General features: G+C 71.9%; 25 protein-coding genes. 6 read left to right on the top strand and 19 right to left on the bottom strand.

What is annotated here, in order from left to right; genetic code table 11:
* Positions 1-30: 30 nt before the first annotated feature.
* The 14 genes from ACZ5PB_RS23155 to ACZ5PB_RS23090 all read right to left on the bottom strand — a co-directional run bounded on the left by ACZ5PB_RS23155 (position 31) and on the right by ACZ5PB_RS23090 (position 14993).
* A complete protein-coding gene (locus ACZ5PB_RS23155; protein WP_468693626.1) occupies positions 31-1143 on the bottom strand; it encodes a quaternary amine ABC transporter ATP-binding protein in 1113 nt (370 codons plus the stop codon).
* Positions 1143-2726, bottom strand: a complete 1584-nt coding sequence (locus tag ACZ5PB_RS23150) for a GMC family oxidoreductase (RefSeq protein WP_468693625.1) — start codon at positions 2724-2726, stop codon at positions 1143-1145. Before ACZ5PB_RS23150 ends, ACZ5PB_RS23155 begins: the two co-directional genes overlap by 1 nt.
* A gap of 186 nt (positions 2727-2912) precedes the next feature.
* Positions 2913-4364: an aldehyde dehydrogenase family protein gene (locus ACZ5PB_RS23145; RefSeq protein WP_468693876.1), complete on the bottom strand. Its 1452-nt coding sequence runs from the start codon at positions 4362-4364 to the stop codon at positions 2913-2915.
* A 267-nt stretch (positions 4365-4631) separates the two neighbouring features.
* Positions 4632-4964: a hypothetical protein gene (locus ACZ5PB_RS23140; protein ID WP_468693624.1), complete on the bottom strand. Its 333-nt coding sequence runs from the start codon at positions 4962-4964 to the stop codon at positions 4632-4634.
* Between the two features lie 244 nt (positions 4965-5208).
* A complete protein-coding gene (locus ACZ5PB_RS23135; protein ID WP_468693623.1) occupies positions 5209-6030 on the bottom strand; it encodes a hypothetical protein in 822 nt (273 codons plus the stop codon).
* Between the two features lie 3 nt (positions 6031-6033).
* Positions 6034-6408, bottom strand: coding sequence for a hypothetical protein (locus tag ACZ5PB_RS23130; RefSeq protein WP_468693622.1), 375 nt, complete (start codon positions 6406-6408; stop codon positions 6034-6036).
* Positions 6395-8299 carry a hypothetical protein gene (locus tag ACZ5PB_RS23125; protein WP_468693621.1) on the bottom strand — a complete coding sequence of 635 codons (1905 nt, stop codon included), beginning with the start codon at positions 8297-8299 and terminating at the stop codon, positions 6395-6397. Before ACZ5PB_RS23125 ends, ACZ5PB_RS23130 begins: the two co-directional genes overlap by 14 nt.
* Before the next feature lie 219 nt (positions 8300-8518).
* On the bottom strand, positions 8519-9037 hold the full coding sequence (locus tag ACZ5PB_RS23120) for a hypothetical protein (RefSeq protein WP_468693620.1): 519 nt from the start codon (positions 9035-9037) through the stop codon (positions 8519-8521).
* Positions 9037-9285: a helix-turn-helix transcriptional regulator gene (locus ACZ5PB_RS23115; RefSeq protein ID WP_468693619.1), complete on the bottom strand. Its 249-nt coding sequence runs from the start codon at positions 9283-9285 to the stop codon at positions 9037-9039. The genes ACZ5PB_RS23120 and ACZ5PB_RS23115 overlap by 1 nt, the downstream gene beginning before the upstream one ends.
* A gap of 80 nt (positions 9286-9365) precedes the next feature.
* Complete coding sequence (locus tag ACZ5PB_RS23110) at positions 9366-10052, bottom strand: hypothetical protein (RefSeq protein ID WP_468693618.1); 687 nt, start codon at positions 10050-10052, stop codon at positions 9366-9368.
* Positions 10053-10194: 142 nt separating this feature from the next.
* Complete coding sequence (locus tag ACZ5PB_RS23105; RefSeq protein WP_468693617.1) at positions 10195-11184, bottom strand: malate dehydrogenase; 990 nt, start codon at positions 11182-11184, stop codon at positions 10195-10197.
* Positions 11185-11499: 315 nt separating this feature from the next.
* Positions 11500-12834, bottom strand: coding sequence for a helix-turn-helix domain-containing protein (locus tag ACZ5PB_RS23100; RefSeq protein ID WP_468693616.1), 1335 nt, complete (start codon positions 12832-12834; stop codon positions 11500-11502).
* Positions 12835-13245: 411 nt separating this feature from the next.
* Positions 13246-14169 (bottom strand): helix-turn-helix domain-containing protein, encoded by a 924-nt coding sequence (locus ACZ5PB_RS23095; protein WP_468693875.1) that lies wholly within the window; start codon positions 14167-14169, stop codon positions 13246-13248.
* A 59-nt stretch (positions 14170-14228) separates the two neighbouring features.
* Positions 14229-14993: a helix-turn-helix domain-containing protein gene (locus ACZ5PB_RS23090; protein WP_468693615.1), complete on the bottom strand. Its 765-nt coding sequence runs from the start codon at positions 14991-14993 to the stop codon at positions 14229-14231.
* 341 nt (positions 14994-15334) lie between these two features.
* Between ACZ5PB_RS23090 and ACZ5PB_RS23085 the strand changes: the two genes are divergently transcribed.
* Entirely contained in the window at positions 15335-15796 is a 462-nt protein-coding gene (locus ACZ5PB_RS23085; RefSeq protein ID WP_468693614.1) for a hypothetical protein, read from the top strand.
* Positions 15797-15894: 98 nt separating this feature from the next.
* Here ACZ5PB_RS23085 and ACZ5PB_RS23080 read toward each other — a convergent pair whose 3' ends face one another.
* The gene (locus tag ACZ5PB_RS23080; protein ID WP_468693613.1) at positions 15895-16533 is read right to left on the bottom strand and encodes a DUF3017 domain-containing protein; all 639 of its coding nucleotides are present in this window, start codon (positions 16531-16533) and stop codon (positions 15895-15897) included.
* A gap of 20 nt (positions 16534-16553) precedes the next feature.
* Positions 16554-17423 carry a bifunctional methylenetetrahydrofolate dehydrogenase/methenyltetrahydrofolate cyclohydrolase gene (locus tag ACZ5PB_RS23075; RefSeq protein WP_468693612.1) on the bottom strand — a complete coding sequence of 290 codons (870 nt, stop codon included), beginning with the start codon at positions 17421-17423 and terminating at the stop codon, positions 16554-16556.
* Positions 17424-17665: 242 nt separating this feature from the next.
* Between ACZ5PB_RS23075 and ACZ5PB_RS23070 the strand changes: the two genes are divergently transcribed.
* The 4 genes from ACZ5PB_RS23070 to ACZ5PB_RS23055 all read left to right on the top strand — a co-directional run bounded on the left by ACZ5PB_RS23070 (position 17666) and on the right by ACZ5PB_RS23055 (position 21423).
* On the top strand, positions 17666-18436 hold the full coding sequence (locus ACZ5PB_RS23070; RefSeq protein WP_468693611.1) for an RDD family protein: 771 nt from the start codon (positions 17666-17668) through the stop codon (positions 18434-18436).
* A gap of 159 nt (positions 18437-18595) precedes the next feature.
* Positions 18596-19348, top strand: a complete 753-nt coding sequence (locus ACZ5PB_RS23065) for an FHA domain-containing protein (RefSeq protein WP_468693610.1) — start codon at positions 18596-18598, stop codon at positions 19346-19348.
* The gene (locus ACZ5PB_RS23060) at positions 19345-20907 is read left to right on the top strand and encodes a serine/threonine protein kinase (RefSeq protein ID WP_468693609.1); all 1563 of its coding nucleotides are present in this window, start codon (positions 19345-19347) and stop codon (positions 20905-20907) included. The genes ACZ5PB_RS23065 and ACZ5PB_RS23060 overlap by 4 nt, the downstream gene beginning before the upstream one ends.
* A gap of 111 nt (positions 20908-21018) precedes the next feature.
* A complete protein-coding gene (locus ACZ5PB_RS23055) occupies positions 21019-21423 on the top strand; it encodes a hypothetical protein (RefSeq protein WP_468693608.1) in 405 nt (134 codons plus the stop codon).
* A 108-nt stretch (positions 21424-21531) separates the two neighbouring features.
* On the opposite strand, the gene purH is transcribed toward ACZ5PB_RS23055, so the two are convergent.
* A complete protein-coding gene (gene purH / locus ACZ5PB_RS23050) occupies positions 21532-23088 on the bottom strand; it encodes a bifunctional phosphoribosylaminoimidazolecarboxamide formyltransferase/IMP cyclohydrolase (RefSeq protein ID WP_468693607.1) in 1557 nt (518 codons plus the stop codon).
* A complete protein-coding gene (gene purN / locus ACZ5PB_RS23045; protein WP_468693874.1) occupies positions 23072-23722 on the bottom strand; it encodes a phosphoribosylglycinamide formyltransferase in 651 nt (216 codons plus the stop codon). The genes purH and purN overlap by 17 nt, the downstream gene beginning before the upstream one ends.
* Positions 23723-24062: 340 nt before the next feature.
* Here purN and ACZ5PB_RS23040 point away from each other — a divergent pair, with 340 nt between their 5' ends.
* Positions 24063-24953, top strand: coding sequence for a hypothetical protein (locus tag ACZ5PB_RS23040; RefSeq protein WP_468693606.1), 891 nt, complete (start codon positions 24063-24065; stop codon positions 24951-24953).
* Positions 24954-25023: 70 nt separating this feature from the next.
* Here the strand turns inward: ACZ5PB_RS23040 and ACZ5PB_RS23035 are convergent, their stop codons facing one another.
* Positions 25024-26697 carry a cell division protein PerM gene (locus tag ACZ5PB_RS23035; protein WP_468693873.1) on the bottom strand — a complete coding sequence of 558 codons (1674 nt, stop codon included), beginning with the start codon at positions 26695-26697 and terminating at the stop codon, positions 25024-25026.
* Between the last annotated feature and the right edge of the window lie 49 nt (positions 26698-26746).

The raw sequence follows: 26746 nt of genomic DNA, 5'->3' as shown, positions 1-26746 counted from the left end.
GGGTCGGGCAGGTCGTACTGGCGTACCTCATCAGGCGGTCACCGCCGGGGCCGGGGCCGCCGTGCCGGCGACCACGTTCAGGAGGCACTCGCGGTCGATGATGCCGAGGAGCTTGCCGTCGCGCATCACCCGGGCCGTCGGCTCGCCCGTGCGGACGAGGGCCTCGATGGCTTCGGAGACGACCGCGTCGGGGGCCACCGCGGGGCCGGATTCGGCGTCGCCCGGCTCGGGGACGCGCATCGCGGAGGCGACCGTGAGGACCTGCTCGCGCGGGACGTCGCGGACGAAGTCGCGGACGTACTCGTTGGCCGGGGAGCCGACGATCTCCTCGGGCGTACCGAGCTGGACTATCTCGCCGTCGCGCATCAGGGCGATGCGGTCGCCGAGGCGCAGCGCCTCGCTCAGGTCGTGCGTGATGAAGACCATCGTGCGGCCCTCCTCGCGGTGCAGGCGGATGACTTCTTCCTGCATGTCGCGGCGGATGAGCGGGTCGAGCGCGCTGAACGGCTCGTCGAAGAGCAGCACCTCGGGGTCCACGGCGAGTGCGCGGGCCAGACCGACGCGCTGCTGCTGGCCGCCGGAGAGCTGGCCGGGGCGGCGGTCCTCCAGGCCGTCGAGGCCCACCTTGGCGACGACCTCGGTGGCCTTGGCGCGGCGCTGCGACTTGCCCATGCCCTGGACTTCCAGGCCGTACGCGACGTTGTCGAGGACGCTGCGGTGCGGGAGCAGCCCGAAGTGCTGGAAGACCATCGCGGCACGGTGGCGGCGGAGTTCGCGCAGCCGGGACTTGTCCATGGCGAGGACATCCTCGCCGTCGATGGCGAGTGCGCCGGAGGTCGGCTCGATCAGCCGGGTCAGACAGCGGACCAGGGTGGACTTGCCGGAGCCGGAGAGGCCCATGACGACGAAGACCTCGCCCTTGTGGACGTCGAAGCAGACGTCGCGCACGGCGGCCGTGCAGCCGGTGCGCTCGCGCAGCTCGGCGGCGGAGAGGGAGGTGAGGCCGGTGTCGCCGGGGATCCTGTCGGCCTTGGGGCCGAAGACCTTCCAGAGGTTCTTGACGGAGAAGACGGGGTGCTCGGGCTTGGGCTCGGGCGTGGGCTCGGGCGTGGGGTCGGGCTTCACATCGGTCGACGTACTCATTACGCGGCACCTCCGGAGACGGTCGGTTGCTTGTCGAGGTCGTCGCGCTGGTCGAGCTTCAGCAGCTCCGCGCACTTCTCGCCGACCATCAGGACCCCGATCATCGGGTTGACGGCGGGCATGGTCGGGAAGACGGAGGCGTCCGCGATGCGGATGCCGTCCAGGCCCTTGATCTTCAAGTCCGGGGTGACGACGGAGAGTTGGTCGTCCGCGGCGCCCATCCGGCAGGTGCCTGCCGGGTGGTACACGGTGTGCGCGACCTTGCGGGCGTACTCGCTGATGTCCTCGTCGGAGGTGACCTCGGGGCCGGGGCAGACCTCGCGCTTGAGCCAGCCCGCGAGGGGTTCGGACTTGGCTATCTCGCGGGCGATGCGGATGCCGTCGACGAGGGTGCGGCCGTCGTGGTCGTCCTCGTCGGTGAAGTACCGGAAGTCGAGGGCGGGCTTCACGGCCGGGTCGGCGCTGGTGAGGTAGAGCCGGCCCCGGCTGCGCGGCTTGGGGATGTTCGGGGTCATCGACACGCCGTGCTCGGGGCGCTGGTAGCCCAGCCGCTCCGGGTTGTCGGTGAACGGGATTTGGTAGAAGTGGAACATCAGGTCGGGGCCCGCGCTCTCGGGGTCCCGCTTCACGAACAGGCCCGCGTCGGAGTCCATCGCCGAGTTCTCGGGGATGGGGCCGTGCGTCTCCCAGACGATGACCGACTCGGGGTGGTCGAGGAGGTTCTCGCCGACGCCGGGGAGGTCGGCGGTGACCGGTATGCCGAGCGCTTCGAGGTCGGCGGCCGGGCCTATGCCGGAGTGCATCAGCAGACGGGGGGTGTCCACCGCGCCCGCGCAGACCAGGACTTCGCGGGTGGCGCGGACGAGGACCTCGTCGCCGTCCTTGGTGGTGACGTGGACGCCCCGGGCGCGGGTGGTGTTTTCGCCCGCTGCCAGCTCCAGTTTGTGTGCCCAGGTCTCCAGCATGATGTGGAGGTTGGGGCGGTCGAGGAAGGGGTGCAGGTACGCGACGGACGCGGACGAGCGCTTGTTGTTCTCGGGGTGGTACGCGAGGTCGAAGAAGCCGACGCCGTCCTCGAAGGGCTTCTTGTTGAAGCCCTCCACGCGCGGGACGCCGAGCGCCGACTGTGCGGCGTCGACGAAGTCGCGGGCGATGGCGTTCCGGTCCTTCTCGTCGACCGGGACGATGTTGTTGCGGAGCTTGGCGAAGTACGGGTCCATGGCCGACGCGCCCCAGCCCTCGGCGCCGTTCGCCTCCCACTCGTCCCAGTCGGACGGGAGCGGCTTGAACGCGATGAGGGTGTTGTGCGAGGAGCAGCCGCCGAGTACGCGGGCGCGGCTGTGGCGGATGTGGGAGTTGCCGCGGGGCTGCTCGGTGGTGGGGTAGTCGTAGTCCAGCTCGCCGCCGAGGAGGCCCATCCAGCGGCGCAGGGTGAGGACTTCGGGGCGGTCCACGTCGGAGGGGCCGCCCTCGATGACGGCTACTCGGACGGAGGGGTCTTCGGTGAGGCGGGAGGCGATTACCGATCCTGCGGTGCCGCCGCCGATGACGACGTAGTCGTACTCGTGGACGTGGTCGGACATGGGGGGTGCTCCTGTTCGTGAACTGGGAAGGTGCTGGCGCGTAATGGGGGGGTGGGGGGCCGACGCCCGCCGCCCTCTTGGGCGGCGGGGCCGCCCCCGGGGGCGGAACGGGCGGGCAAGGGGGCGGCCCCGGCGGAGCCGCGACCAGCGCTGCGGCTCGCCCCCGGCCCTGCTCCTACGAGGCGGTCAGCCCGTGAACCAGCGGACCGGCTGGGGGTTCAGGTTCTGGTAGATGTGCTTGGACTCGCGGTATTCGGCGAGACCCGTGGGGCCCAGTTCCCGGCCGACGCCGGACTTCCCGAAGCCGCCCCACTCCGCCTGCGGCAGGTACGGGTGGAAGTCGTTGATCCACACGGTGCCGTGCCGCAGCTTGGCGGCCACCCGGCGCGCCCGCCCCGCGTCGGCGGACCAGACGCCGCCCGCGAGCCCGTACTCGGTGTCGTTGGCGAGGGCGATGGCCTCCGCCTCCGTCGTGAACGTCTCGACCGTGAGGATCGGCCCGAAGGTCTCCTCACGCACGACGCGCATCTCGCGGTGGCACTGGTCCAGGACGGTCGGGCGGTAGAAGTAGCCCTCGTATCCCGGGCCTTCGGGGCGCTTGCCGCCCGCGCGCAGCACGGCGCCCTCCTGAAGGGCGGCGGCGACGTAGTACTCGGTCTTCTCCAACTGCTGGGCGGAGACCAGCGGTCCGCACTCGACGCCCTCGCCGGTGCCCCGGCCGATGCGGATCTTCTCGGCGCGGCGGGAGAGTTCGGCGACGAACCGCTCGCGCAGCGACTCCTCGACGATCAGGCGCGAACCGGCGGAGCAGACCTGGCCGCTGTGGATGAAGGCAGCGTTCAGCGCCTGGTCGACGGCGGTGTCGAAGCCCTCCTCGGTGGCGCAGGCGTCGGCGAAGACCACGTTGGGGTTCTTGCCGCCGAGCTCCAGGGCGACCTTCTTGACCGTCTCGGCGGCCGCCTGCATCACCTTCGTACCGCTGATCAGGCCACCGGTGAAGGAGACCAGGTCGACGTCGGGGTGCTCGGACATCCGGGCGCCCACGGAGGCACCGGGTCCGGTGACAACGTTGGCCACTCCCTCGGGCAGGCCCGCCTCGACGAGCAGCGCGATCAGCGCGACCGTCGTCATGGGGGTGATCTCGCTGGGCTTGATCACGAAGGTGTTGCCCGCGGCGAGGGCCGGGGCGATCTTCCAACTGGCCTGGAGCAGCGGGTAGTTCCAGGGGGTGATCAGGGCGCAGACGCCGACGGGCTCGTGCACGACGACGGAGTGGATCTCCGGGGAGCCCGCATCGACGACCCGGCCGCCGCTCTCGTTCGTCACCAGGTCGGCGAAGTACCGGAAGGCGTCGGTGACGCAGTCGATGTCGACGCGCCCCTCCTCCACGGTCTTGCCCGCGTCCTGCGCCTCCAGGCGGCCGAGCTCCTCGCGGTCGCGCTGGAGGAGGTCCGCGACGCGGCGCAGCAGGGCGGCGCGCTCGGTGGTGGGGGTCAGTGGCCAGGCGCCCTGTCCGCCGTCGAACGCGCGGTGCGCGGCGGCCACGGCGGCGTCGACGTCTTCGGCTCCACCCTCGGCGACCACGGCGAACGGCTTCGCGTCCGCGGGGTCGAGGATGTCGCGCGTGGCGCCGGACATGGCTGCCTGCCACACCCCGCCCACATGGATGGTCTTTTCAGCCGACACGTCGTTTTCGCCTTCCGTTACCGATTTGTTCCTTGCCAGCGGAACTGGCGGCAGGACCCCTCCCCCCGGGCTCGAAAACCATGCCGATTACGTCACCGAAAGTGCCATGAGTCACTTACAGCAAGGACATAAGGCCTGATCGGGTCCGATATGGGGGTGGGAGGAGGGGTGGCGGGTGGGTCGGCGAATGGTCGGCGGGTGGTCGGCCGGGTGGCCGGATCAGCGCGGTCCGACTGCGGCGGCCTCCTTGGTGAGGGCCACCGCCTGGGCCAGGCTCAGCCCGCGCTCGGCCTGGCGCAGCGCCTTGACCGCCACCACCGAATCGGCCCGCACCTCGACCCCGGCCCCCTCGATCCGCTCCCGGGCCCAGCGCCCGCGCAGCTCGGCGGGGTCGGGCGACGGGGTGGCCTCGACGATCGCCACGGCGCGGTCGAGACCGGGGCGGTCGGCGGCGTCGGCGGCGGCTGCGGCGGTGCGGAGGGCTTCGAGGAGGGTGTCGCGCTCGCTGAGGGTGACGAGGAGGGTGTCGGGCTGGGCGCGGAAGAGGCTCATGGGGGGGCTCCGTGGGGGTTGGGGTGCGGGCACGCGTATCGAGCGTGCCCGGATTCTCCCGCGAGGCATCACCACTTGATCAAGTTCTGAGGTACGGGGCGTGGGCGCGCGGCCCGGGCGGGTGGAGGGTGTCGCGCCTGCGGCGGGCGATGCCCCTCCCCACCCCTTCACCTGAACCGCTCCGCGGGGCCAGGGGTTCGGATGTGCGGGTGGGGGTGGGTTGCTCGCGCAGTTCCCCGCGCCCCTAGGTGCCTGGTACGGCGAAGGCGTCTGTCGCGTGGGTGAGGAGGTCCCTTTGGGTGGGCCAGGAGTCCTCGCTGCCCGCGCCCAGGAACGCGTACTGCTGTCCGTCCTCCGCCCTGAACACCCACTCCACCATCCGCAGCCGCCGCCCCGCGTCCTCGCTGTCGTACTCGAAGACCAGCTCCTCCGTCTCCGCGTGCCGTGCCCCCGGCAGTGGCTGGAGGCGGATCAGCTCGTAGCCCGGGCTCTCGGAGCGGTTCAGCACCGTGATGTCCAGCAACTCCCGCGACGTCAACCCCACTTCGCTGATCACCCAGAACTGGAGGAACTCCGTACTGCCCGCCGACGGGCTCCGGTAGAACACGCTGTCCCCGTTGCCCTGCTCGCGCACCCATCCACGCGGCACCGCCAGCTCGATCCCGGACGCGTCCTTCGTGATCACGTATCCGTCCGGGGAAGGGGTGGGAGAAGGGGTGGGTGTGGGAGGGGGCGGGGTGCTCACCAGGGTCGTCGGTGGCGGGCCCGCTCTGCCCTCCGTTTCGTCGCGCTGCACCAGCCACACCGCCGTCCCCGCCCCCACCACCAGAGCCAGCGCCACCACCCCCACCTGGAGCAGGGTGATCCGCGTCCGGTTCCGCTCCGGTGACGGTGACGGTGGCGGTGGTGGTAGTAGTGCGGGCGGTACGGAGAAGGCCGTCTGCGTCTCCTCGTACGACCAGTGCGGTTGGTGTGCCTCCGACGAAGGGCCCGACTGTGCCTCCCAGCGCTGCGTCTCCTCGTTCCAGAAGCCGGGGCCCTCCGTGGCCCCGCCCCCGGGGGGCACCGCTCAGCCCCCCGCCAGCAGGCCGACCGCCTGGCCCACGGCTGCCGCCGATGCGAGCATCGCCGTGAACCCCTCGGCGGTGGTCAGTGCGGCGCGCAGCCGGGCCAGGCGGGGCGGGCCCGCCGCTCCCGTGGCGGTGATCTCCGCCTCGGTGTCGACCAGTTCGGCGTCGAGGATCTCGACCGGTTCCGTACGGTGCAGGCGCGCGAGGTCCGCCCTCAGGTTCCGCACCTCGGCGAGGAGCCTGGCCTGCGCCTCGTCCACCGGCTGCGCGACCACTTCCTCGTTGCGGGTCTCCGCGTGGCTGTGGGCGCCGATCGACACCGCGCTGCGGTCGACGTTCCCGATCTGGACGGACGGATTCTCATGATCTGGCATGGCCGGGGTTCCCTCCCTGAGACGGGCCCCTGGGGCCCTTCGTTCCCGTACGTGGACTGCCGGGCATCGCGCCCGCGTTGGTGGTGGCCGCGCTGGCGCCCTTGCCGACGCCCACCGCGCTGTTGGTCACCGAGCCGATCAGCACGCCGCCGTTGCCGATGTTGATGACCTTCTGCTCGAACTCGCCGGTCTGCCAGCCGGCCTCGTACAGCGCCGCCTTGACCCCGCCCGCCACCCGGTCCTGGATGCTCTTCAGATAGCGGGTCGCGTCCATGCCCTGGAAGAGCGACACCGAGGCGTCCTGGCCGAGCTCGCGCACCGACTCCTCCGGGCCCTCCGGCAGCGCCCTGCCGTGTCCGCCCGCGATCACCTGCCAGCTGCCGGTCAGACCGCCGACCAGTGCGATCACCGACCGCACCGGCACCGCGGGAGTGTGCGCGAGCGCCCAGGCCGCCCGGCCGAACCAGTTGTTGCGGCGGAACCGGTGCGCCTCCTTTCCCGCCTCCGCGAAGGCCGGCAGCACCGGCAGCAGCACGTGCGGGGCGATCTCCAGCATCAGCATCCCGCCCTGCGTGTGCACCCGTACGAAGACCGTGACCACGACCTCCTCGCTCCAGCCGCCGACCCGGATCCGCAGGAAGTGGCGGCGGGTCTCGCCACCCTCCTCGACCGCGCCCGCGAGGTGGCGCCGGAAGTGGTCCTCGCCGTACGGGGCGTGGGCGCGCGCCCCGAGGCCCGCGACCGGCAGGAACACGCACTCGTCGACGACGAGTTCGCGCAGCCGGTCGCGCACCGCGTCCGACCGCTCCCGCGAATCGTGCGGGGACGGCGTGCGCAGCTCCTCCACCAGCGGGCGGATCCGGTCCAGGATGGTCCGGTTGTCGATCGGTACGGGAGCCTGCGGCGCGTCCTCGCGCGGCTTCAGCTCGACCGCCAACTCCCACGTCTGGAACGGCAGTCCGGCCCCCCGGAACGGCTCCGCCGCCCCGTACATGATCAGCGGCGACTGCTGCTCGACGGCGATCCGCTTGCTCAGCCGCTCGAAGCGGCTGCCGGTGAACTCCTCCGCCGGGTCGTTGCGCAGATCACCGAAGGTGCGTACCGACAGATCCTTGGTCATGATCCGTACGAACTGCGCACGCTGCACGCCCACGGCCGCCGTCGTGAGCACGAAGGCCCCCAACGTCAGCCAGGCCAGGCCGGGTTCGACGGCCAGCACGCCGCCGATCTTCCCCGGCAGGATCGCGACCAGCAGGTCGTGGAACCACCCGGCCAGGTCGTCGAGCCAGTCCGGCTCCGGCCGGGGGGCGGGCTCACCGGACGGATCGTAGGGGCCGTAGTAGTCGTCGAGGTCGTAGTAGCCGTCGGGGTCGCCCCGCCCCGCGCCGCCGAGGCCCTGTGCCAGGTACGTCAGCAGCATGAAGGTCAGCAGCACCCGCCCGTACCAGCGGATCACCAGGGCACCGGCCTTGCGCGGTGCGATCGCCTCCTTGCCCGTCCCCCGTACGTACGGGGCCAGCGCCAGCAGCGCGCACGGGACGAGCAGCAGCAGGAACGTGCCACCGGTGAGCTTGGTCGCGAGCACCCAGAGCGCCAGCATCGCCACCGCCCAGGCGAGTTCGATCCGCCGGGCCCGCAGCGCGTGCGCCAGTACGCGGACCGCGTCGATGCCGTACGAGGGGGCGGCGAAGCGCTCCTCGTGGACGTACAGCTCGTCGATCACCTTCGCGCGGAAGGCGTGGTGGACGTACGCCCCGGTGCACAGGAGGCGGGTCGCCTCGCTGAGGGAGGGGTCGACCGGGGTCCGCTCCCCCGGCGGCGACGCGGGCTGCCCCGGCTGCTGCCCGGGGATGGAGGGGGGTACCGGTGGGGGGCCTGCGGCCTGGCTCATCGGGAGGCCTCGATATCTTGCGGAATCTTGCCGAATCTCGCCGAACGCGAACTCCCGTACGTATCAAGCAATTTGGTACATCGGGGAGATTTACGGGCTCACAGCATAGGACCGCCTCCACCACCCGGTAAGCCCAAAACGTGCGGAACGCCCCCGGACGAGTGGCCGGGGGCGTTCAGGCGTACGAAGGCGCCAGGGGCAGGGGGCGGGGCGTCGCCGTCACGCCTCCGGGTCGTCGTCGGGCTCGTCCTGCACCATCAGCCCGGCCATCCACAGCGGCATCATCCAGTGCAGTACGAAGACTCCGGCCAGCAGCGGCGCGACATAGGCCCGGCTGAGCTGCCCGTCCGTGAACACCGCCGCCAGCCACAGCCCGGCCGCCGCCCCGAACACCAGCGCGCCCGTCATCTTGTGCGCGGCCCCCCGCGCCCGGTCGCGCTCCATCAGCTGCCGCTCGTCCAGGGCCCGGGCGCGGAGCTCGAACATCCCGTGGGTGGCGCCGTTGAGCACACCGGTGGCGAAGCACCAGACGAGGCCCACGCCGAGGAGCGCGAAGGCCGCCCAGTTCTGGTCGTGGGCGAACGTCAGCACCGCCAGCCAGACCGAGGCGACGGTCAGCGCGACGTGCGCCGCGACGGCGGCCCTGCGGCGGCCGGCGGTGGCGTGCAGGGCCTTGCCCCTGGGGTCGTTCATCAGTGCGTGCATGCGCCGGTCGTAGCGCGTGGCCGTGGCGTCCATTACTGAGCTTTCCTCCCGTAGACCTCTTGCGTGAGCGAACCGAACGGCTCCAGGGAGAACAGCGCCTCCACCGGCAGCTCGAAGAAGGCGGCGACCTTCAGGGCCAGATCGAGGCTCGGGTTGTACTGCCCGCGCTCGATGTAGCCGATCGTCTGGTAGTGAACGCCGACCGCCTCGGCGAGAGCCTGCCGCGACACTTTCCGCTCGGCCCTCACGACAGCCATTCTGTTGTGCACCTGCTCGCTCATGTATAAGAAGTACTACATTCGAGAGCAGGTGCGCAATAGCTGATGGCTGCTCAGGGGTGATCGGGAGTGCTCGGGAGTGCTCAGGACACCGCGAAGGGGGCCAGCGCGGCCCGGAGGGTGGTCCGTTGCCAGGGCCAGTCGTCGGCGGGCCCGACGACCGCGAAGGCGTAACTCCGCCCGTCCCCGGCGGTGAACACCCGCTGGAGGAAGGTCAGCCGCCGTCCGGCACGGCTGCTGTCGTACGAGTAGCGGAGCTCGGCGGCACCCCGGGTCGTGGGGTGCAGGGCTTCGAGCTCGAACCCCGGCAGGTAGCGGTGGGTGTCGACCGTGACGCGCAGGGCCATGGTCGCGCTGATGTCCCGCTCGGTGAGCGGCCAGAACTGGAGGAACCTGGTGTACGGGGCGTCCGGCGAGCGGTAGTACACCGATGCCGCCTCCGTGCGCCGCCAGCCGGTGGGGACGGCGAGCGTGACCCCGGAGGGATCCCGCACCACGGCGAAGTCGGCCAGGACGGTGGGGGTGGGGACGGGTGGGGCGGCGGTGGCCGTGGGCGCGGGCTTCGGGGACGGCGTACCGACAAGGGCACTCGGTGAGGACGGGGGCGGGGACAGGGACAGGTTCGGGGAAGACGGGGCACCCCCGTTGACCAGCCACCCGGTCCCCACCCCGAGCACCAGACCGCCCAGCACCATCAGCGCGCCGACCGGAGTCACCCGGCCCCTGCGCCGCGCCTTGCCCTCGTTCCCGTCGCCCTCTTCGTCGCGCACCGGCACCGAGCCCCCTCCATAGGAACTCCCGTACGAGCGGGGCAACATCGTAGGTCGACGGCCCACGGAGGGTAAGCCCACCGCACGACAACGGCCCCCGCACCCGATGAGGGGCGCGGGGGCCGAAGCCGTACTGCTGGAACTAGATCAGGCCGAGCTCGCGCACCGCGTCGCGCTCTTCCTTGAGTTCCTGGACCGACGCGTCGATGCGCGTGCGGGAGAAGTCGTTGATCTCCAGGCCCTGGACGATCTCGTACTTGCCGTCCTTGCAGGTGACGGGGAAGGAGGAGATGAGGCCCTCCGGGACGCCGTACGAGCCGTCCGACGGGATGCCCATCGAGGTCCAGTCGCCGGCGGCGGTGCCGTTGACCCAGGTGTGGACGTGGTCGATGGCGGCGTTGGCGGCCGAGGCGGCCGAGGACGCGCCACGGGCCTCGATGATCGCGGCGCCGCGCTTGGCGACGGTCGGGATGAAGGTGTCGGCCAGCCATGCCTCGTCGTTGACGACCTCGGCGGCGTTCTTGCCGGCGACCTCGGCGTGGAAGATGTCCGGGTACTGGGTGGCCGAGTGGTTGCCCCAGATGGTGAGCTTGCGGAGCTCGGAGACCGGGGTGCCGGTCTTCTTCGAGAGCTGCGAGAGCGCACGGTTGTGGTCGAGGCGCGTCATCGCGGTGAAGCGCTCGGCCGGTACGTCCGGGGCGGCGGCCTGCGCGATGAGCGCGTTGGTGTTGGCCGGGTTGCCGACGACGAGGACCTTGATGTCGTCCGCGGCGTTGTCGTTGATGGCCTTGCCCTGCGGCTTGAAGATGCCGCCGTTGGCCGAAAGCAGGTCGCCGCGCTCCATGCCCTTGGTGCGGGGGCGGGCGCCGACGAGGAGGGCGACGTTGGCGCCGTCGAAGCCGACGTTCGGGTCGTCGGTGATCTCGATGCCCTGGAGCAGCGGGAAGGCGCAGTCGTCGAGCTCCATGGCGGTGCCCTCAGCGGCCTTCAGGCCCTGCGGGATCTCCAGGAGACGCAGCTTGACCGGCACGTCCTGGCCGAGCAGGTGACCGGAGGCGATGCGGAAGAGCAGCGCGTAGCCGATCTGTCCGGCCGCGCCGGTGACGGTGACATTCACGGGAGTGCGGGTCATGGCGATCTCCGTAAGACAAGCGAAGTGGCGGGGGTTCCTGCCCCTGAGTGCGGGATATCTCGATGTGGAGAGATATCCGCCCGCCAGGCTATCGGACCCTGGGGGGCGCGGTCTCCCGACCCCGTGTGGGACGCCGCACACCGATGCCTTCCGGGGGCTTACGGGGCCCTTGGGCACTCCCGGGGAACGCCGACGGCCGTCCGCGCAAGGGGGGAGTGCGCGAACGGCCGTGTCGGGCTGGTGAACCGCCCGTGGGGGGATGCAATGCCCCTGCCCCGAAGGGCGCGGGGCATTCCCCGTACTGCGGAAGAAGTTCTACTCCGCCACCGTGCAGCCCTTCTTGCCCGACGCCAGCGTCGCGCAGGCCTTCGCCTCGTCGGCCGTCGCCGCGACGACCATGGGCGTGTAGGCGTCGGTGTCGGCACCGACCACGCCCTTGCGGCCGGCCGCCGAGGAGTCCGAGGAGACGGTGACCTTGTCGCCGGACGCGCCGCCGGTGATCCGGGCCCAGGCCGCACCGCAGGTCTTGCTGTAGCGGACCTCGATCTTCGCGGACCCGACCGTGCCGCGCGCGGACGTGATGGCGTACTCGCCGCCGCAGCCCATCGCCTCGGGGTCCTTGCCCTCGCAGGCGTCGCCGCTGCACTTGACCCCTGCGGGGAGCTTGGGCGCGGGGGTCTTCTGCGAGGACGTCGGCGTCTTGCCCGCCTGCGGGTCCTTCTCCTTGTCGTCGCCGCCCGTCAGCAGTACGGCGGCCACGATCACCAGCAGCGCACCGACGACGCCCGCCAGGAACATGGTCAGCTTGCGCCGCTGACGCTGGCGGTCCGGCGCCGAGTCCGGCGGCGGCTGGTGCGAAGGACGCGGCGACTCGGGTGCCGAGGGGCGGTTGTAGCCGCCGCCCGACGACGAGGCCGAGGAGGACGCCGAGGGGCTGTTGTAGCTCTGCCCCTGGTTGAAGCCGCGCTCGAAGTCACTGGCGTAGTCCCGCTCGTGCTCGGGACGGCCGGTGCTCCGCGCACCCACACCCGCGCCCGCACCACGTGCCGCCGAAGGGCCGGACGACGTGGCCGACTGCCCCTGTCCGGAGCGCTGCTTGGGCAGCCCGGTGGACAGGTTGGTGGTCATGTCCAGCGCGTCGTTGTCCGGCCGCGCCGGCCGGGTCTGGCCCGACGGCCGGGTCTGACCGGAAGGCCGGGCAGCCCTCGGCGCGTTCCCGGAGGTACGCGAAGGACCGCTCGCACCCGGACGCGACGGCGGCGCCGCGCTGCTCTGCTTGCGGGCGCGCCCGTTCTTCGTTTCGGGCTGGCCGAACTCGCCCAGCGCGGCGCGCGCCTGGGAGATCCGGATGGCCTCCATCGTCATGTCGTGGCGCATCTCGGAGCGGCTCCAGGCGCGCTCCGCGAGCTCCCACATGGTGGTGAGGTGAACGGGATTGCTCCCGGTCACCTCGGACAGCGCGACGACCGCGCCCTTGGGCGCGAGCAGCCGTCCGTTGAGATAGCGATCCCAGGACGTCTTGCTGTATCCGGTGCGGTCCGCGACGGCCGCGACGCTGAGGCCGCTCCGGTCCACGAGCCTGCGCAGCTGGTTCGCGAACTCCCTGACCTGCGGGTCGAGTCCCTCCGGCAGCGCTTTCCAACGAGGCATTGCTTCCCCCTTGTCCCCCCGTACGTTCCTGATGTGCCCCGCGCTCTTTCCCTGCCCCCTGCCCATGTCCCTTCGAACCTGGGGAAACCTGGCGTACCCAGAGGGATGCGCGAAGCCAGGATGTCAGTTCCTGGGGTGGGAGCGCACGGGAGCAAATCGGAACACCGGCGCACCCCATTGCGCGCCTCCCGTCCCGATCGCCTGTACCAGTGTCCCATCGTTGCTGTGTGCGGTTTGCCGGAGCCCTGACCTTCCTCTCCGGCCTCCCGCTATGTCCCTACAAGTCCAACCTTCCGACACCTTCACCCGAATCAAGATCTTTACGATGATCCACAACGGAACGTCGGACTCCAAGACGCCACTCAACCTCAGAATGGTTCCGCCCAGTTGCACTTGTCGATCACGTTTGGATCACTTGTCGAAGCACTCCGGGGTCCCCCCGGTCGCAGGCTCCAAACAGACCCGCGCACCGGACGGATCGCGCGGCGCGGTCATCGCCGTGACCACCCAGCCTGTGGCATCCCCCACATCAACGGCCTCCGCGCGCATCACCTTTCCTCCGCTTTCGTCCCCTTCGCCCGACTCTGCGGGGGTGCTGCCGCGCGTACCGTCCCGCGTGCTCCCCTTCGTAGCGCTCTCGTCCTTGAGTGCCGGGTAGAGCGCGACCTTGTCGCCGACCTTGAGGTGTGAGGCCCGTACCCACATCGACCGGCAGATCTCGCTGTACCTGATCTCCAGCCGCTGCCCCTCACTGGCGTACCGGTCCACCAGCGAGGTCGCGGCGCCCTGCTGACCGCACCCCATGCCCATCGGGGTGCGTCCCTCGCACTGCACCCCGAGGCAGCCCGCCTCGACACCGGCCGCCCCGGTGGCCGATCCGGTGGGCGCCGGGCTCTCGATGACCTGCGGGTTTCCGCCCCTGACGGCTCCGACACCCAGCAGTGCGGCCGTCGCACCGAGCACCGCCCCCGCGCCGAGCAGCCCGTACGGCCTCCACCTCCGCCGCCGTACGACACCGGCACCGGCACCGGCACCGGGAGCGGGAGCGGGAGCGGGAGCGGGAGCGGGAGGGGTTGCCGCGGCCGGGCCGGCCGCCCGCCCGCTCCACGCCGCATCCGCCAGCTCCCACAGCGCGAGCAGCCGCGCGCACGGCTCCCCCGCCACCGCGCACAGCGCCTCGACGGCCTGCTTGGGGACCGGCTTCTTGCCGTTGAGATAGCGCTCCCAGGACGACTTGCTGTACGGGGTCCGTTCGGCCAGCGCGGCCAGACTGAGCCCCGTACGGGCCTTCAACTCCCGCAACTCCTGTGCGAGATGGGCACAGTCACCGACCATCCCGACCACTTTCCGCGCACCTTCGGCACCTTCGGCGCCTTTCGCACCCGCGCCCCCGCTCATCGGCGCAGCTCCCGCCAGGTGTGCTCCCCGATCACCCCGTCCACGACCAGCCGGTGCTCCCGCTGGAAGACCTCGACCGCGCTCGTCACCCGCGCCCCGTACAGCCCGTCGACCGTGCCCGGGTCGAGGTGGTGGTAGCGCAGCAGGCACTGCGCCTCGACGACGTCCCGGCCGCTGCTGTTCGTCGTCAGCAGCGCGTCCCGGCTGAGGCTGTGCCCCGCGTAGAGGTCACCGTCCTTGCGCCCGATCCGGCAGGAGTACGTGCGACCTTCCTCGTACGTGTAGGGGTACGAGGCCGAGTCCTGCGGCGCCGCGCCCCCGTCGCCGCGCAGCTCCACGGCGAGGGCGTACCCGGCGGCGAAGGCGACCAGCAGGGCGAGGGCCGCGACGGCGCACAGGGGCGGACCGAGCCGGAGGGTGCGGACGGGTGCGGCCCCGGGCGCGCCGGGTCCCTCGTCCTCCGCTTCCGCCGGGGGCTGCGCGGGTGCCCGCTGCTCTCCTCGTTCGCGTGCGGCGACGTCGTACAGGACGAGCAGCCGGGTCGGGTCGCCGCCGCAGAGCCGGGCCAGTTGCTCGACCGCTTCTCTCGGCGGTGGCGTGCGGCCGTTGAGGTATCGCTCCCAGGACGAACGGCTGCTGGTCGTCCGGGCCTCCAGGGCGGCCAGACTCAGCCCGATGTGGTCCTTCAACCTCCTCAGCTGGACGACCAGTTGACGGTCCCGCTCCCCCAGCTCCGCCGGCACTGCCTTCCAACGCGACATGACCACCCCGTACGCGCTCGTGCTGCTCCCCCGAGCCGGGGCGCGCACCGCGAGTGCCCGCCCCGGCAGTCCTCACTGATGATGCGGAGGACCGTCGGGAGGGTTCCCGGTTTCGCGCCGCCGGGGCGGGTTCCGGACATTCTCCGAGCACTCCGTACGTCCCCGCCGTCCCAGCACGACGTCCTGGGACGGGGCGTCCCCGCAGGTGGCGACGTGGGACGTCCCACGCTCACCCGGCCGGCCCCGGCACTGTGGCGGCGACCGGAAGTGGCCCCGCAGTGTGGTGCCCAGCACAGCTCAGCACAGCACGGCTCAGCACAGCCAACGGGGAGGAACCACTCATGCGATCCCAGAAGCGTGCCGTCGCACTCGCGACAGCGGCCCTGTCGGTCGGCGGACTGTTCGCCGTCGGGGCGGCCCCCGGCGCGGCGGCCGCGCCCGCCGCCCAGACCAAGGCGGCCAAGTCCGTCTCCGCGGAGGCGTCGGCGCTCGCGTCGTCCGCCGTCGCCGCAGCGGACGTCAACGCCCAGCGCTACTGCGCCTGGCCGCGCGTCTGCTTCTACCGGGGCAACACGTTCAAGGCCGCGTACAAGGACCGCGGCTTCCAGTGGCTCGGCCCGCGCGGCCGTTCGGCCAACATCGTCATCAACACCCGCCGCGACGACGGCGCCCGCATCTACCTCCAGCGCTACAACGGCAGCCGCAAGCACTGGGAGTGCGCGCGGCCCGGGCGCAGCTACCGCGTCAACCCCGGCTGGATGCCGTACGCGATCAACATCCGCAACAGCCCTTCCTGCCGGTAACCGGCTGGCGCGGGGCGCGTACGAAGAAGACGGTGGCCCGGTCCTCTCCGCGGGGGGAGGGACCGGGCCACCGTCCTGTTCTGCCGTACGACCGCGTCTCAGCGCACCGTGAAGCGGACCGCTTCCTCCAGGAACGGGAGCGTCAGCCACGGCTTGGGCTGCGTCATCAGCGCCAGCAGCGTGATGGCGAGACCGAGTACTCCGTACGTCACGATGTCGGTGAAGCGGGAGCGGACCGCCAGCATCCCGACCGACGGCAGCACCCACCGGAAGACGGCACCGGTGAGCAGTGCGAGCCCGATCAGGAGGGTGCCGAGGCGGAAGCCGATCTCGAACGCGTCGACCGCGACGAGCAGCAGCCCGATCCCGGTCGCCCCGAGAACGGTGATCAGCGGCCACTGCCGGGCGGGCGCCGGAGCGTCCCCGGGGGCGGCCCGGCCACCGCCCTCGGGACGGGCGGTGTCCCGGGTGAGCAGCGGGAAGCGCCGGGTGGTCTTGACGGGCCCGTCGGGACCGGGCGCACTGACGGCACCCTTGGCGACGGGCTCCGGCTCGGCATCGGACTGGGGCTGGGACTCGGGCTCCGACTCCGGAGCAGTCTCCGGTTCCGTCTCCGGTTCCGTCTCCGGCTCAGCCTTCACCTTCGCCTCTGCCGTGGCCCCCTTCGCTCCCGCGGAACCCGCCTCGGCGCGGTCCTCGGCGCGGTCCTCGCTGCGGTCGTCCGCCTTGCCGTTCATGGACGTCGGTCCCTTTCCCGTCAGCCCGCGTCGGTGGTACCGGCGGCGCGCTCCGCCGCCTCAACGACGTTGACCAGCAGCTGGGCACGGGTCATCGGGCCGACACCACCCGGGTTGGGGGCGACCCAGCCCGCGATCTCGGCGACGCCCGGGTGGACATCGCCGACGATCTTGCCGTTCTCGTCGCGGCTGACGCCGACGTCCAGGACGGCCGCGCCCGGCTTGACGTCCTCGGGCTTGATCAGGTGCGGCACACCGGCGGCGGCCACGATGATGTCGGCCTGGCGCAGGTGCGAGGAGAGGTCACGGGTGCCGGTGTGGCACTGGGTGACCGTGGCGTTCTCGGACTTGCGGGTCAGGACGAGGGGCATCGGCCGGCCGATGGTGATGCCTCGGCCGACCACGACGACGTGGGCGCCCGCGATCTCGACCCCGTGGTGCCGGAGCAGCTGGACGATGCCGTACGGGGTGCAGGGCAGCGGGCCCGGCTCGCCGATGACCAGGCGGCCCAGGCTCATCGGGTGCAGGCCGTCGGCGTCCTTGGCCGGGTCCATCAGCTCCAGGACGCGGTTGGTGTCGATGCCCTTGGGGAGCGGGAGTTGGACGATGTAGCCGGTGCACTCCGGGTTCTCGTTGAGCTCCCGGACGACGGCCTCGATCTCCTCCTGGGTGGCGGTTTCGGGCAGTTCGCGCTGGAGGGAGGCGATACCGACCTGGGCACAGTCGCGGTGCTTGCCCGCCACGTACCACTTGCTGCCCGGGTCGTCGCCGACCAGCAGCGTGCCGAGCCCGGGAGTGATCCCCTTGCTCTTCAGGGCCGCGACGCGGCCGTTGAGTTCGGACTTGATCGCGGCTGCGGTGGCCTTGCCGTCGAGAATCTGGGCAGTCATGCCCCCATCTTCGCGGAGAGCGGGTCAGGGTTCCAATTCCCGCCGTTCACTTTGTCACCGGCTGGAATCAAACGTTGCACTTGCACAACACCTGTGGTTTCCGGCTGGACAAAAGACTGACCGTAATACAACGATGTGGCCCGCAGGTCCGCGGCAGCGCAGGGGGGCACACCGCTCGATCCACGTAACTTCCTCCGCTTGTCCCGCAACGTCCCCAAGCACCACCAACGGAGGAATCGCTCGTGAGCTTCGGCGACCCCAACAACCCGTACGGCCAGCCCCAGGGCCAGCCGCAGCAGCCGCCGCAGGGCCAGCCCGGTTACGGCTACCCGCAGCAGCCCCCGCAGGGCCAGCCCGCGTACGGCTACCCGCAGCAGGCCCCCCAGGGCGTCCCGCCGCAGCAGGGCTACGGCTACCCGCAGCCGGGCCAGCCGATGGGCGGCCCGGGCGGCACCCTCCAGGCCAACAACGGCTACATCAACGTGCCCGGTCTGGGAACCGTCGAACTGGCCACGATGGGACGGCGTCTGGGCGCCCGCGCGCTCGACGCCGTGGCGTACGGCATCCTGTACGCGATCTTCTCGGCGATCGGCCTGGCCGGTCTGGTCGGCGCCTCGGAGAGCATCGACGACTGCTCCGGCAAGGAGTACGGCACCGCCGCCTACACCCAGTGCGTCAACGACGCCACCGAGGCCAGCGTCGGCATCATCGCCGCGTTCTTCGGCGCCATCGCCGTCTTCGCCCTGATCGCGCTGCTCTACGAGTGGCTGATGGTCTCCATCTGGGGCGCCACGCTCGGCAAGATGGTCCTCGGTGTGAAGGTCGTCAAGGAGTCCACCGGTCAGGCCCCCGGTCTGGGTGCCGGCTTCATCCGCTGGATCATCCCGATGGTCGGTTCGCTCTTCTGCGGTCTTGGCACGCTCCTGGTCTACCTGTCCCCGTTCTTCGACAACTCGGGCAAGCTCCAGGGCTGGCACGACCGTGCGGGCAGCACGATCGTCATCAAGAAGTAAGGGACCACTTCCGGAAGTAAACCTTCCGGTGAGGCCCTGTGAAGGCCGCCAATTCCTCGCTCGTTGTGAGGAATTGGCGGCCTTCCGTCTTATGCCGGAGCGTTCCGCTCCCTACCCTGGCTCGGGTTCCGGTCCCGGCCGGACGGGGAGGACTCCAGCATGTACAGCATCATCGTCGTGCCCGCGCACTGCACGGGCCCCGACGATCAGTTCCGGCTCGCGCCCGGCGAGGCCCTGCGTTTCGGCCGTACGCCGCCGCCTCGCGACGACGGCACCAGCACGCCCCACCTGACCCTCGCGCACGACGGGATCTCCCGCTCCGCCGGTGAGATCCGGGCCAGCGGCGCCTTCTGGACGCTGAGCAACCTCAGTTCCCGGCAGACGTACGTGGTCGAGAACCCGGAGGGCGCGGGCGAGCACATCAAGATCGCCCCGGGCAGGCTCGACGCACCCGTGCCGTTCGAGTTCTCCCGGGTGGTGCTGCCGGCCGCCGGGGAGCTGCTCGGCTTCGAGGTGTGGGCCCCCCGGCACGACTACGTGGAGGGCGGCGGCTCCCCCGAGGGGGCGCTCACCGCCCCGGCGTTCGCCCTCGACCGTACGAAGCGGTACTTCGCCGTACTGGTCGCGCTGTGCGAGCCCCGGCTGCGCGGCGAGCCGCACGCCCCGCTGCCCACGGTCGACCAGGTGGCGGAGCGGCTCGCGCCCGGCTGGCCCGCCGCCTCCCGTACCTCCGTGCAGTGGAACATCGACTACCTCGCGGTCAAGCTGCGCCTCAAGCAGCCCCCGGACACCGCGGACGCCGGACCGCGCCTCAACGGCAAGAAGGAGTCCCTGGTCTCGCTCGCCCTCCGCTTCGACCTCGTACGGGAATCCGAACTCGCCCTGCTGGAGCGGGAGCCGGCGAACGGATGACCACCGACGAGGGCCGCTTCGCCGTCACCGTCCCGTCCGGCTACCGCATCGGCTCCTGGCAGGTGCGCGAGCCGCTCGCCGCCGGGGCCTTCGGCAGTGTGTACGCCGCGGCCAAGGTGTCGGGGGCCGCCCCGGGCCTGCCCGCCGAGGCCGCGCTGAAGTTCCTGCCGACCGGCACCCGCACCCCGCGCCAGCTGGGACACCTGCGCGAGCTCGCCCAGCGCGAGCTGGCCATGCACCGCAAGCTGTCCCGTCCCCGGCTGATCCGGATGTACGAGGCCCTGACCGTCGACGACCCGGACCGCCCCGAACTGGACGGCGCCACCGTCCTCGTACTGGAACGTGCGGAGGGCTCGCTCGACATACTCCTCGCCAGGGAGGCGGTGCCCGCGGCGGGGCCCGCGCTGCTCGCCCAGGTCTGCGAGGGGCTGCACCAGCTGCACCACGCGGGCTGGGTGCACGGCGACCTCAAGCCGGGCAACGTCCTGCTGATGGCCGACGGCACGGTCCGGCTCGGCGACTTCAACCTGGCCGCCGAGATGGACGGCACCCACGCCTACGCGCCCGCCTTCGCCACCCCCGACTACACGCCGCCGGAGCTGCTCTGGGCGGAGATCAGCGACAGCGGCGGGCGGCAGGTGCGGCCGACGACGGACATCTGGGCCTTCGGGGTACTGGCCCACCGGGTACTGACGGGAAGAGCGCCGCTGCCGGGCGGCAGCAGCGGCGGGGGCGCGGGCCCTGCCGCCCGCTCGGAAGCACTGCTCAGCTACGCACGCGGGCAGTCGGAGCTGCGTCTGGACCCCGGACTGCCGCCGGAGTGGCGGCAGATCGTCACCGACTGCCTCGCGCCGACGCACGAGGCGCGCTCCGCGCACACCGCCGCCGCACTGCTGCGACGCATCGAGGAGATCACCGGCTCCGCCCCCTCCCCCGGCCTGCCCAGGCTGCGCCCCCGCTCCCGGCGGGCCGTGCGGGCCCTGTGGGCGGCCGGGGTCGCGGTGGCGCTGGTGGGAGGCGGGCTGGGGTTCTGGGCGCTGCGGGAGACCCCGCCGCCGGAGTCGGCGTACGGCGCGGCCGAACTCCGTACCGACAAGGGCATCCCGGTGGCGTACCGGCGGCTGATCGTCGACTCGGCGCACCAGTGCGGCGAGAAGGACGTCACGCCCGCGCAGATCGCGGCGATCCTGAAGGTGGAGAGCGACTTCGACCCTGATCTCGCCGATCCGGCCAACGACGAGTACGGGATCGCCCGTTGGACGCCCCGGGTGGTGCGGTACTGGCTCAAGAGCGACGAACGGCCCGCGACCGGCAACCCGAAACCGCCCTTCCCGCCGGAGCAGTCCATTCCGGCGCTCGGCCGGTACCTGTGCGCGATCACCCCGGAGCTGTGGCCCGGTCTGAACGTCCCCACCCAGGTGGCCGGCGCCCTCGCCCATCGTTCCTCCGCCTCCCGGGTCAACGAGTGGGGCGGCGCTCCGGCGAAGCTCCGGCCCCACGCGGACAGGATCTCCCACTACCTCAAGGAGTACGCGCCGCCCGGCGTGCGGGCACCCTGAGACATCCGAGGTACCGGGGGCGGGGCTGCGGGCCGATGGTGTTGTCGTGCCGCCGATGAGGCGGCAGCGCACCACAGCACCACGCAACTCATCACCTCACAGGGGGAAAAGATGCGCACGACCCGTTCGATGATCGCCGTCCTCGGTGCCACGGTCGCGGGGGCCGCCGCACTGCTGGCGCCCGGTGTCGCCCAGGCCGACACCGCCGCCACGTCCGCTCCGGCAGCCTCGTCCCAGGCGCAGATCCAGGGGAAGTACTACTTCAACACCTGGCGGAACGCGTACAGCTACGCGTCCCCGACCACCAACTCCGCCAGGAAGGGCGTGCTCTGGGCGGGCAGCAACTACTTCTACTGCCAGGTCAAGGGCCAGCCCCACCAGGACGAGCACGGCAACAAGAACGACTGGTGGGCGAAGACCGACGACGACAAGGGCAACAAGAACGTCTGGGTGAGCGCCACCGCGTTCAGCAAGGGCGGCAACTGGGAGCCGATCCCGGGGCTGCCGCGCTGCTGACCGACCGCAGCCGACCGGCCGTACGTGACGGAAGCCGTGCTCCTCGGGGGAGGGCACGGCTTCCGTCACGTACGTGTGCGTACTACGTGTGCGTACTGCCTGTGCGTACTAGTGGAAGAAGTGGCGCGTGCCCGTGAAGTACATGGTCACGCCCGCCTTCTTCGCGGCCTCGACCACCAGCTCGTCGCGGACCGAACCGCCCGGCTGGACCACGGCCTTGATGCCGGCGTTCAGCAGGATCTCCAGGCCGTCGGGGAACGGGAAGAACGCGTCCGAGGCGGCGTACGCACCGCGCGCCCGCTCCTCGCCCGCCCGCTCGACGGCCAGCTTGGCGGAGTCGACGCGGTTGACCTGGCCCATGCCGACGCCGACGCTGGCGCCGTCCTTGGCGAGCAGGATCGCGTTGGACTTGACCGCGCGGGAGGCCTTCCAGGCGAAGGAGAGCTCCTGGAGTTCCTCGGCGGACAGGGCGTCGCCGGTGGCCAGCGTCCAGTTGGCCGGGTCGTCGCCGTCGGCCTGGAGGCGGTCGGTGACCTGGAGGAGGGCGCCGCCGTCGATCGTCTTGACCTCGACGGTGTCCGAGGGGGCGCCGTCGCAGCGCAGCACGCGGATGTTCTTCTTGCGGGCCAGGACCTCGACGGCCCCGTCCTCGTACGCCGGGGCGACGATGACCTCGGTGAAGATCTCCGCGACCTGCTCGGCCATGGCGACGCTGACCGGGCGGTTGACGGCGATGACGCCGCCGAACGCGGAGAGCGGGTCGCAGGCGTGCGCCTTGCGGTGGGCCTCGGCGACGTCGTCACCGATCGCGATGCCGCACGGGTTGGCGTGCTTGATGATCGCGACGCAGGGCTCGGTGTGGTCGTAGGCGGCGCGGCGGGCGGCGTCGGTGTCGGTGAAGTTGTTGTACGACATCTCCTTGCCGTGCAGCTGCTCGGCCTCGGCGAGACCGCCCTCGCCGTTGACGTAGAGCGCGGCGCCCTGGTGCGGGTTCTCGCCGTACCGCAGGACGTTCTTGCGGGTGTACGTCCGGCCGATGAAGTCGGGGAAGCCGGAGTCGTCGGCCGCGGCGTAGTCGTCGGCGAACCAGGCCGCGACCGCCACGTCGTAAGCGGCCGTGTGCTGGAAGGCCTCGCCCGCCAGGCGCTTGCGGGCGGTGAGGTCGAAGCCGCCCTCGGCGACGGCCGCGAGGACGTCCGTGTACCGCTCGGGGCTGGTGACGACCGCGACCGACGGGTGGTTCTTGGCGGCGGCGCGGACCATCGAGGGGCCGCCGATGTCGATCTGCTCGACGCACTCGTCGGGGCTCGCGCCCGAGGCGACGGTCTGCGTGAACGGGTAGAGGTTCACCACGACCAGGTCGAAGGGCTTGATCTCCAGCTCGGCGAGCTGCCGCTGGTGGTCCTCCAGGCGCAGGTCGGCGAGGATGCCGGCGTGCACGCGCGGGTGCAGGGTCTTGACCCGGCCGTCCAGGCACTCGGGGAACCCGGTGAGCTCCTCGACCTTGGTGACGGGCACCCCGGCGGCGGCGATCTTCGCTGCGGTGGAGCCGGTCGACACCAGCTCGACGCCCGCCGCGTGAAGGCCCTGGGCGAGCTCCTCAAGACCGGTCTTGTCGTAGACGCTGATCAGCGCGCGACGGATGGGCTTAAGCACCGTGCTCACGAATTCGTACCTTTCGTCCCTCTATGCGGTAGCCGTGCCGGGCCAGACGCCCCACGACCTCGACGAGCAGCGTGCGCTCGACTTCCTTGATGCGCTCATGGAGAGCGGCTTCGTCGTCCTCACTCCGCACCTCGACCACGCCCTGGGCGATGATCGGGCCGGTGTCGACGCCGTCGTCGACGAAGTGGACGGTGCACCCGGTGACCTTCGCGCCGTACGCGAGTGCGTCGCGGACACCGTGGGCGCCGGGAAAACTGGGCAGCAGGGCGGGGTGCGTATTGACCGTCCGCCCGCCGAAGAGGGCGAGGAACTCCTTGCCCACGATCTTCATGAAGCCCGCCGAGACGACGAGATCCGGCTCGTGCGCGGCGATGGCGGCGGCCAGGGCCGCGTCCCACTCCTCGCGGGTGGCGTGGTCCTTCACCTTGACGACGAAGGTGGGCAGCCCGGCCTTCTCGGCCCGTTCGAGGCCCACGATGTGGTCGCGGTCGGCCCCGACGGCGACGACCCGGGCACCGTAGCCCTGCGGGTCGGCGGCGATGGCGTCCAGCAGCGCTTGGAGGTTCGTACCGGAGCCGGAGACCAGGACCACGAGGCGGGCGGGGGTCTTCGGCAGGTATTCGGTCGCCGCCACAGGCGTGGCAGCGGCGGCGGAGGGGGGCGGGGAGGCCACGGCGGGTCTCTTTCTCGCGGGTGGTGCGGTTTGTGTGGTCGTACGAATCGAATGCGCCCCGCGATACGGGGAACCCTACGAAGGCGACGGCCGCTCGCAACGATACCGGCACACCGGGCCGCCCCCACGGGACGGGTGCACGCACGGGAGGTAGCGTCAGGGCAGGACTCCGTCCCGTCACCGCCCTGCCCGTGCGCAGGGGCGGCCGTGGGAGCGGGGACCAGCCGACATACGCCTTCCGCATTGCGGAGCACAACGCTCCGGGAGCCGCCGGAGGGCTTGAGGGGAAGACGTTCACCAGATGACGGACCGACGCCGCCGCACCGCGGCTCTCCGCCGCCCGCTCCCGCCGCTGCCGGAACCCCTGCTGCCGTCGGCGGCCGGTGGCCTTCCCGCCGACCGCCGGGGGGTGGCACTGGCGCTCCGGGAGGGGCCGTCCTCTGCGTCCGCCTCTTCACCGTCCTCGAAGGGCTCTTCGGAGGAGGACAACCCGTTCGCGCCGCCGCCCGAGGGCAGGCCGGACCAGCCGTGGCAACCGCGCGAGCCGGTCAACGGAGGCAATGGGGGCAACGGGGGCAACGGAGGGTCCGAGGGCTCCTCCGATTCCGACCGCTCCGCTTCCGGCGGCAGCCGCTGGAGCACCCGTCAACCGGGGCGCGGCGACGGTCCCTTCGGCAGTACGGGAGGCAACGGCGGCAACGGTCGCGACCAGGGCGGACCCGATGGCGGGAACGGCGCGGGCCCCGGGGGCACCGGGCTGCGCTGGGACCCGACGGACCCGGCCCAGCGGCGCGCGCGTTACGCGCTGCTGGCGGGCATGTGGGCGTTCTTCTTCGCGGTGTTCACCCAGCGGGAGATCGCCCTGCTGCTGGGTGCGCTGGCGCTGTACTGGGGCATCAGCTCGCTCCGCAACAAGCCGAAGCCGGACGCCACTTCGGCGGCCACGGCAGTCGCCCCCGCCCCGGCACCGGCCGGGCCGCCCGCCTCCACCCGTCCGCAGACGACGGCCGCGGTGAGCGGTCTGGTGACGGCGGTACTGGCGCTGGCGATCGTGGCGGGCACGTTCACGGTGCAGATGGTGTACCGGGACTACTACACGTGCGTCGCGGACTCCCTGACCAAGTCCGCGCAGCTGTCCTGCAACGACGAACTGCCGAAGTCGTTGGTCCCGGTCTTCGGGGTCAAGGAGTAGGGAGCGGCGCAGAAGGGTGCGGGTGCCTGCGGTGAGGCAGGCACCCGTTGCCAGTCGCTACTAGTCGCCGCTAGTCGCCGGCGCTGCTGCCGCTCGCTTCACTGACGGGCGGCTTGTCCTGCTGCGGGGCTGGCTCGGCTGCCGGGTTCGGGTTCGGGTCCGCCCCGACCCCCGGCCGCGCTTCCTCCTCGGACAACTCTTCGGGCAGCTCTTCGGGCAACTGCGCCATCAGGCCGCCCGACGCCTCGCGCAACGCGGCCCACCGCACCTCGCGCGCCCCGCTCTCGTGCCACCCGGGCTCCGCGTCCTCACCCTGGGACGGCACGGGGACCGCCGCACCCACCAGCGGAGCGAACGCCGGCGGCGGGCCCGGAGGCTCCACGATCTCCGGACCGGGAGCCGGGCCCGAACCCGTCGAACCCTCGGCACCTCGCCGCCAGAAGGCCCAGCTCCCCTTCCGACGGCTCCCCCGCCACCAGCTCCCCGTCCCCCAACTCCTGAGCCGCGCAAGCCCGAACGACCAGGGCGACCGCTCCCTCACCCGCCACGCCCGCAACACCAGCGCCCCCGGCACCCCCACTCCCGCCGCCCACAGCGCGGCCCCGAGCCCCGTCTGCCACCACACCGGCCCGAACTCCGCCAGCCGTTCCACCCCCAGCGCCCCGCCCGACGCCGCCGCGAGCAGCGCCATGGCCGCCCCGCAGCCCGCCGCTCCCAGGGCGGCGGTGCCCGCCGTCAGCCGCCGCCCCCACGCCTCTTCCCGTACGGCGAACGCGGGCGCGGCCACCCGTACCGTGAACCAGGCGACCGTCAGCCCGGCGGCCAACGGCACCGCCACCACTGCCCAGTTGAGCGGGGTGCTCCGCCCCTCCTGGGGGAGTGCCGCGAGCAGCGGGAAGTGCGGGAGCGCGGCGACGCCCGTGCTCCCCAGTGGTGTCATGACGGCTCCCGTGCCGAGCCCGAACCCGGCCCCGATGCCGTACGAAGCCGCCCAGACGGCGGCGTTCGGCACCAGCACCAGCGCGAGAAGCAGTACGGAGAAACGCCCCGACCACTCCCCCGCCAGATCCAGGAACGACTCCTGCGCCAGGTCCATGTGCAGCGCCAGCGACGCCCCGACGGCCAGCGCGCCACCGCCCACCAGCACCGTCGTCGCGGCCACGGCGGCCCGCCCCGCCGCCGCGAGCCACGGCCGCACCAGGGCCCGCCGCACCTCACGCGGAACCCAGGCGGGCAGCGGTCCGTACGGCCGGCCGTACGCACTCCACACCCCTGCGGCGGCGGCGAAGCACACGACGAGCGGCAGCCACACGGCGACGGTCGCGGGCACGGCGGGCAGCGGGCCGTCGGAGGCGTAGAGCGCGGCGGCGAACCCGACGGCCAGGTATCCGGCCGTCACCCCGCCGAATGCCGCCCACCCGGACGGCACGCTCCGCACGCCGTCCGACCGCGCACCCTCCGCACCGTCCTCCCCACCCTCCCCGTCCTCCTCCAGCGCGTCCCTGGCCGCGCGGTGCGCGAGCCACAGGGGCAGTACGGCGCACAGCATCGGGGTCAGCGCGACGGGGGCGGCGGCGCCGTTGAGGGTTTCCGTCCGTACGAGATCGGCGCCGTGCGCGAGGAGCCAGAGTCCGGCGGCGATGTGCAGCGCGGCCCCGGCCCCCGCGTCCGGGTACGGCGAGCTGATCCACATCACCATGACCACCACGGCGAACGTCCCGAGCCCGAGCCCGGCGGCCAGCATCCCGCGCAACAGGCAGACGACCCAGGCGGATTGGGGGTGCCGGGGGGCG

The sequence above is a fragment of the Streptomyces sp. NPDC032721 genome, assembly GCF_055579625.1.
The sequence above is the reverse complement of the archived record's forward strand: the minus strand, read 5'-3'. Positions and strand labels throughout refer to the sequence as shown.

Excerpts from the sequence above, each read along its gene's own strand:
- ACZ5PB_RS23155 (WP_468693626.1), bottom strand. The coding sequence starts at position 1,143 with ATGAGTACGTCGACCGATGTGAAGCCCGACCCCACGCCCGAGCCCACG.
- ACZ5PB_RS23150 (WP_468693625.1), bottom strand. The coding sequence starts at position 2,726 with ATGTCCGACCACGTCCACGAGTACGACTACGTCGTCATCGGCGGCGGC.
- ACZ5PB_RS23145 (WP_468693876.1), bottom strand. The coding sequence starts at position 4,364 with ATGTCCGGCGCCACGCGCGACATCCTCGACCCCGCGGACGCGAAGCCG.
- ACZ5PB_RS23140 (WP_468693624.1), bottom strand. The coding sequence starts at position 4,964 with ATGAGCCTCTTCCGCGCCCAGCCCGACACCCTCCTCGTCACCCTCAGC.
- ACZ5PB_RS23130 (WP_468693622.1), bottom strand. The coding sequence starts at position 6,408 with ATGCCAGATCATGAGAATCCGTCCGTCCAGATCGGGAACGTCGACCGC.
- ACZ5PB_RS23125 (WP_468693621.1), bottom strand. The coding sequence starts at position 8,299 with ATGAGCCAGGCCGCAGGCCCCCCACCGGTACCCCCCTCCATCCCCGGG.
- ACZ5PB_RS23120 (WP_468693620.1), bottom strand. The coding sequence starts at position 9,037 with ATGGACGCCACGGCCACGCGCTACGACCGGCGCATGCACGCACTGATG.
- ACZ5PB_RS23115 (WP_468693619.1), bottom strand. The coding sequence starts at position 9,285 with ATGAGCGAGCAGGTGCACAACAGAATGGCTGTCGTGAGGGCCGAGCGG.
- ACZ5PB_RS23105 (WP_468693617.1), bottom strand. The coding sequence starts at position 11,184 with ATGACCCGCACTCCCGTGAATGTCACCGTCACCGGCGCGGCCGGACAG.
- ACZ5PB_RS23100 (WP_468693616.1), bottom strand. The coding sequence starts at position 12,834 with ATGCCTCGTTGGAAAGCGCTGCCGGAGGGACTCGACCCGCAGGTCAGG.
- ACZ5PB_RS23095 (WP_468693875.1), bottom strand. The coding sequence starts at position 14,169 with ATGGTCGGTGACTGTGCCCATCTCGCACAGGAGTTGCGGGAGTTGAAG.
- ACZ5PB_RS23090 (WP_468693615.1), bottom strand. The coding sequence starts at position 14,993 with ATGTCGCGTTGGAAGGCAGTGCCGGCGGAGCTGGGGGAGCGGGACCGT.
- ACZ5PB_RS23085 (WP_468693614.1), top strand. The coding sequence starts at position 15,335 with ATGCGATCCCAGAAGCGTGCCGTCGCACTCGCGACAGCGGCCCTGTCG.
- ACZ5PB_RS23080 (WP_468693613.1), bottom strand. The coding sequence starts at position 16,533 with ATGAACGGCAAGGCGGACGACCGCAGCGAGGACCGCGCCGAGGACCGC.
- ACZ5PB_RS23075 (WP_468693612.1), bottom strand. The coding sequence starts at position 17,423 with ATGACTGCCCAGATTCTCGACGGCAAGGCCACCGCAGCCGCGATCAAG.
- ACZ5PB_RS23065 (WP_468693610.1), top strand. The coding sequence starts at position 18,596 with ATGTACAGCATCATCGTCGTGCCCGCGCACTGCACGGGCCCCGACGAT.
- ACZ5PB_RS23060 (WP_468693609.1), top strand. The coding sequence starts at position 19,345 with ATGACCACCGACGAGGGCCGCTTCGCCGTCACCGTCCCGTCCGGCTAC.
- ACZ5PB_RS23055 (WP_468693608.1), top strand. The coding sequence starts at position 21,019 with ATGCGCACGACCCGTTCGATGATCGCCGTCCTCGGTGCCACGGTCGCG.
- ACZ5PB_RS23040 (WP_468693606.1), top strand. The coding sequence starts at position 24,063 with ATGACGGACCGACGCCGCCGCACCGCGGCTCTCCGCCGCCCGCTCCCG.
- ACZ5PB_RS23035 (WP_468693873.1), bottom strand. The coding sequence starts at position 26,697 with ATGCTGGCCGCCGGGCTCGGGCTCGGGACGTTCGCCGTGGTGGTCATG.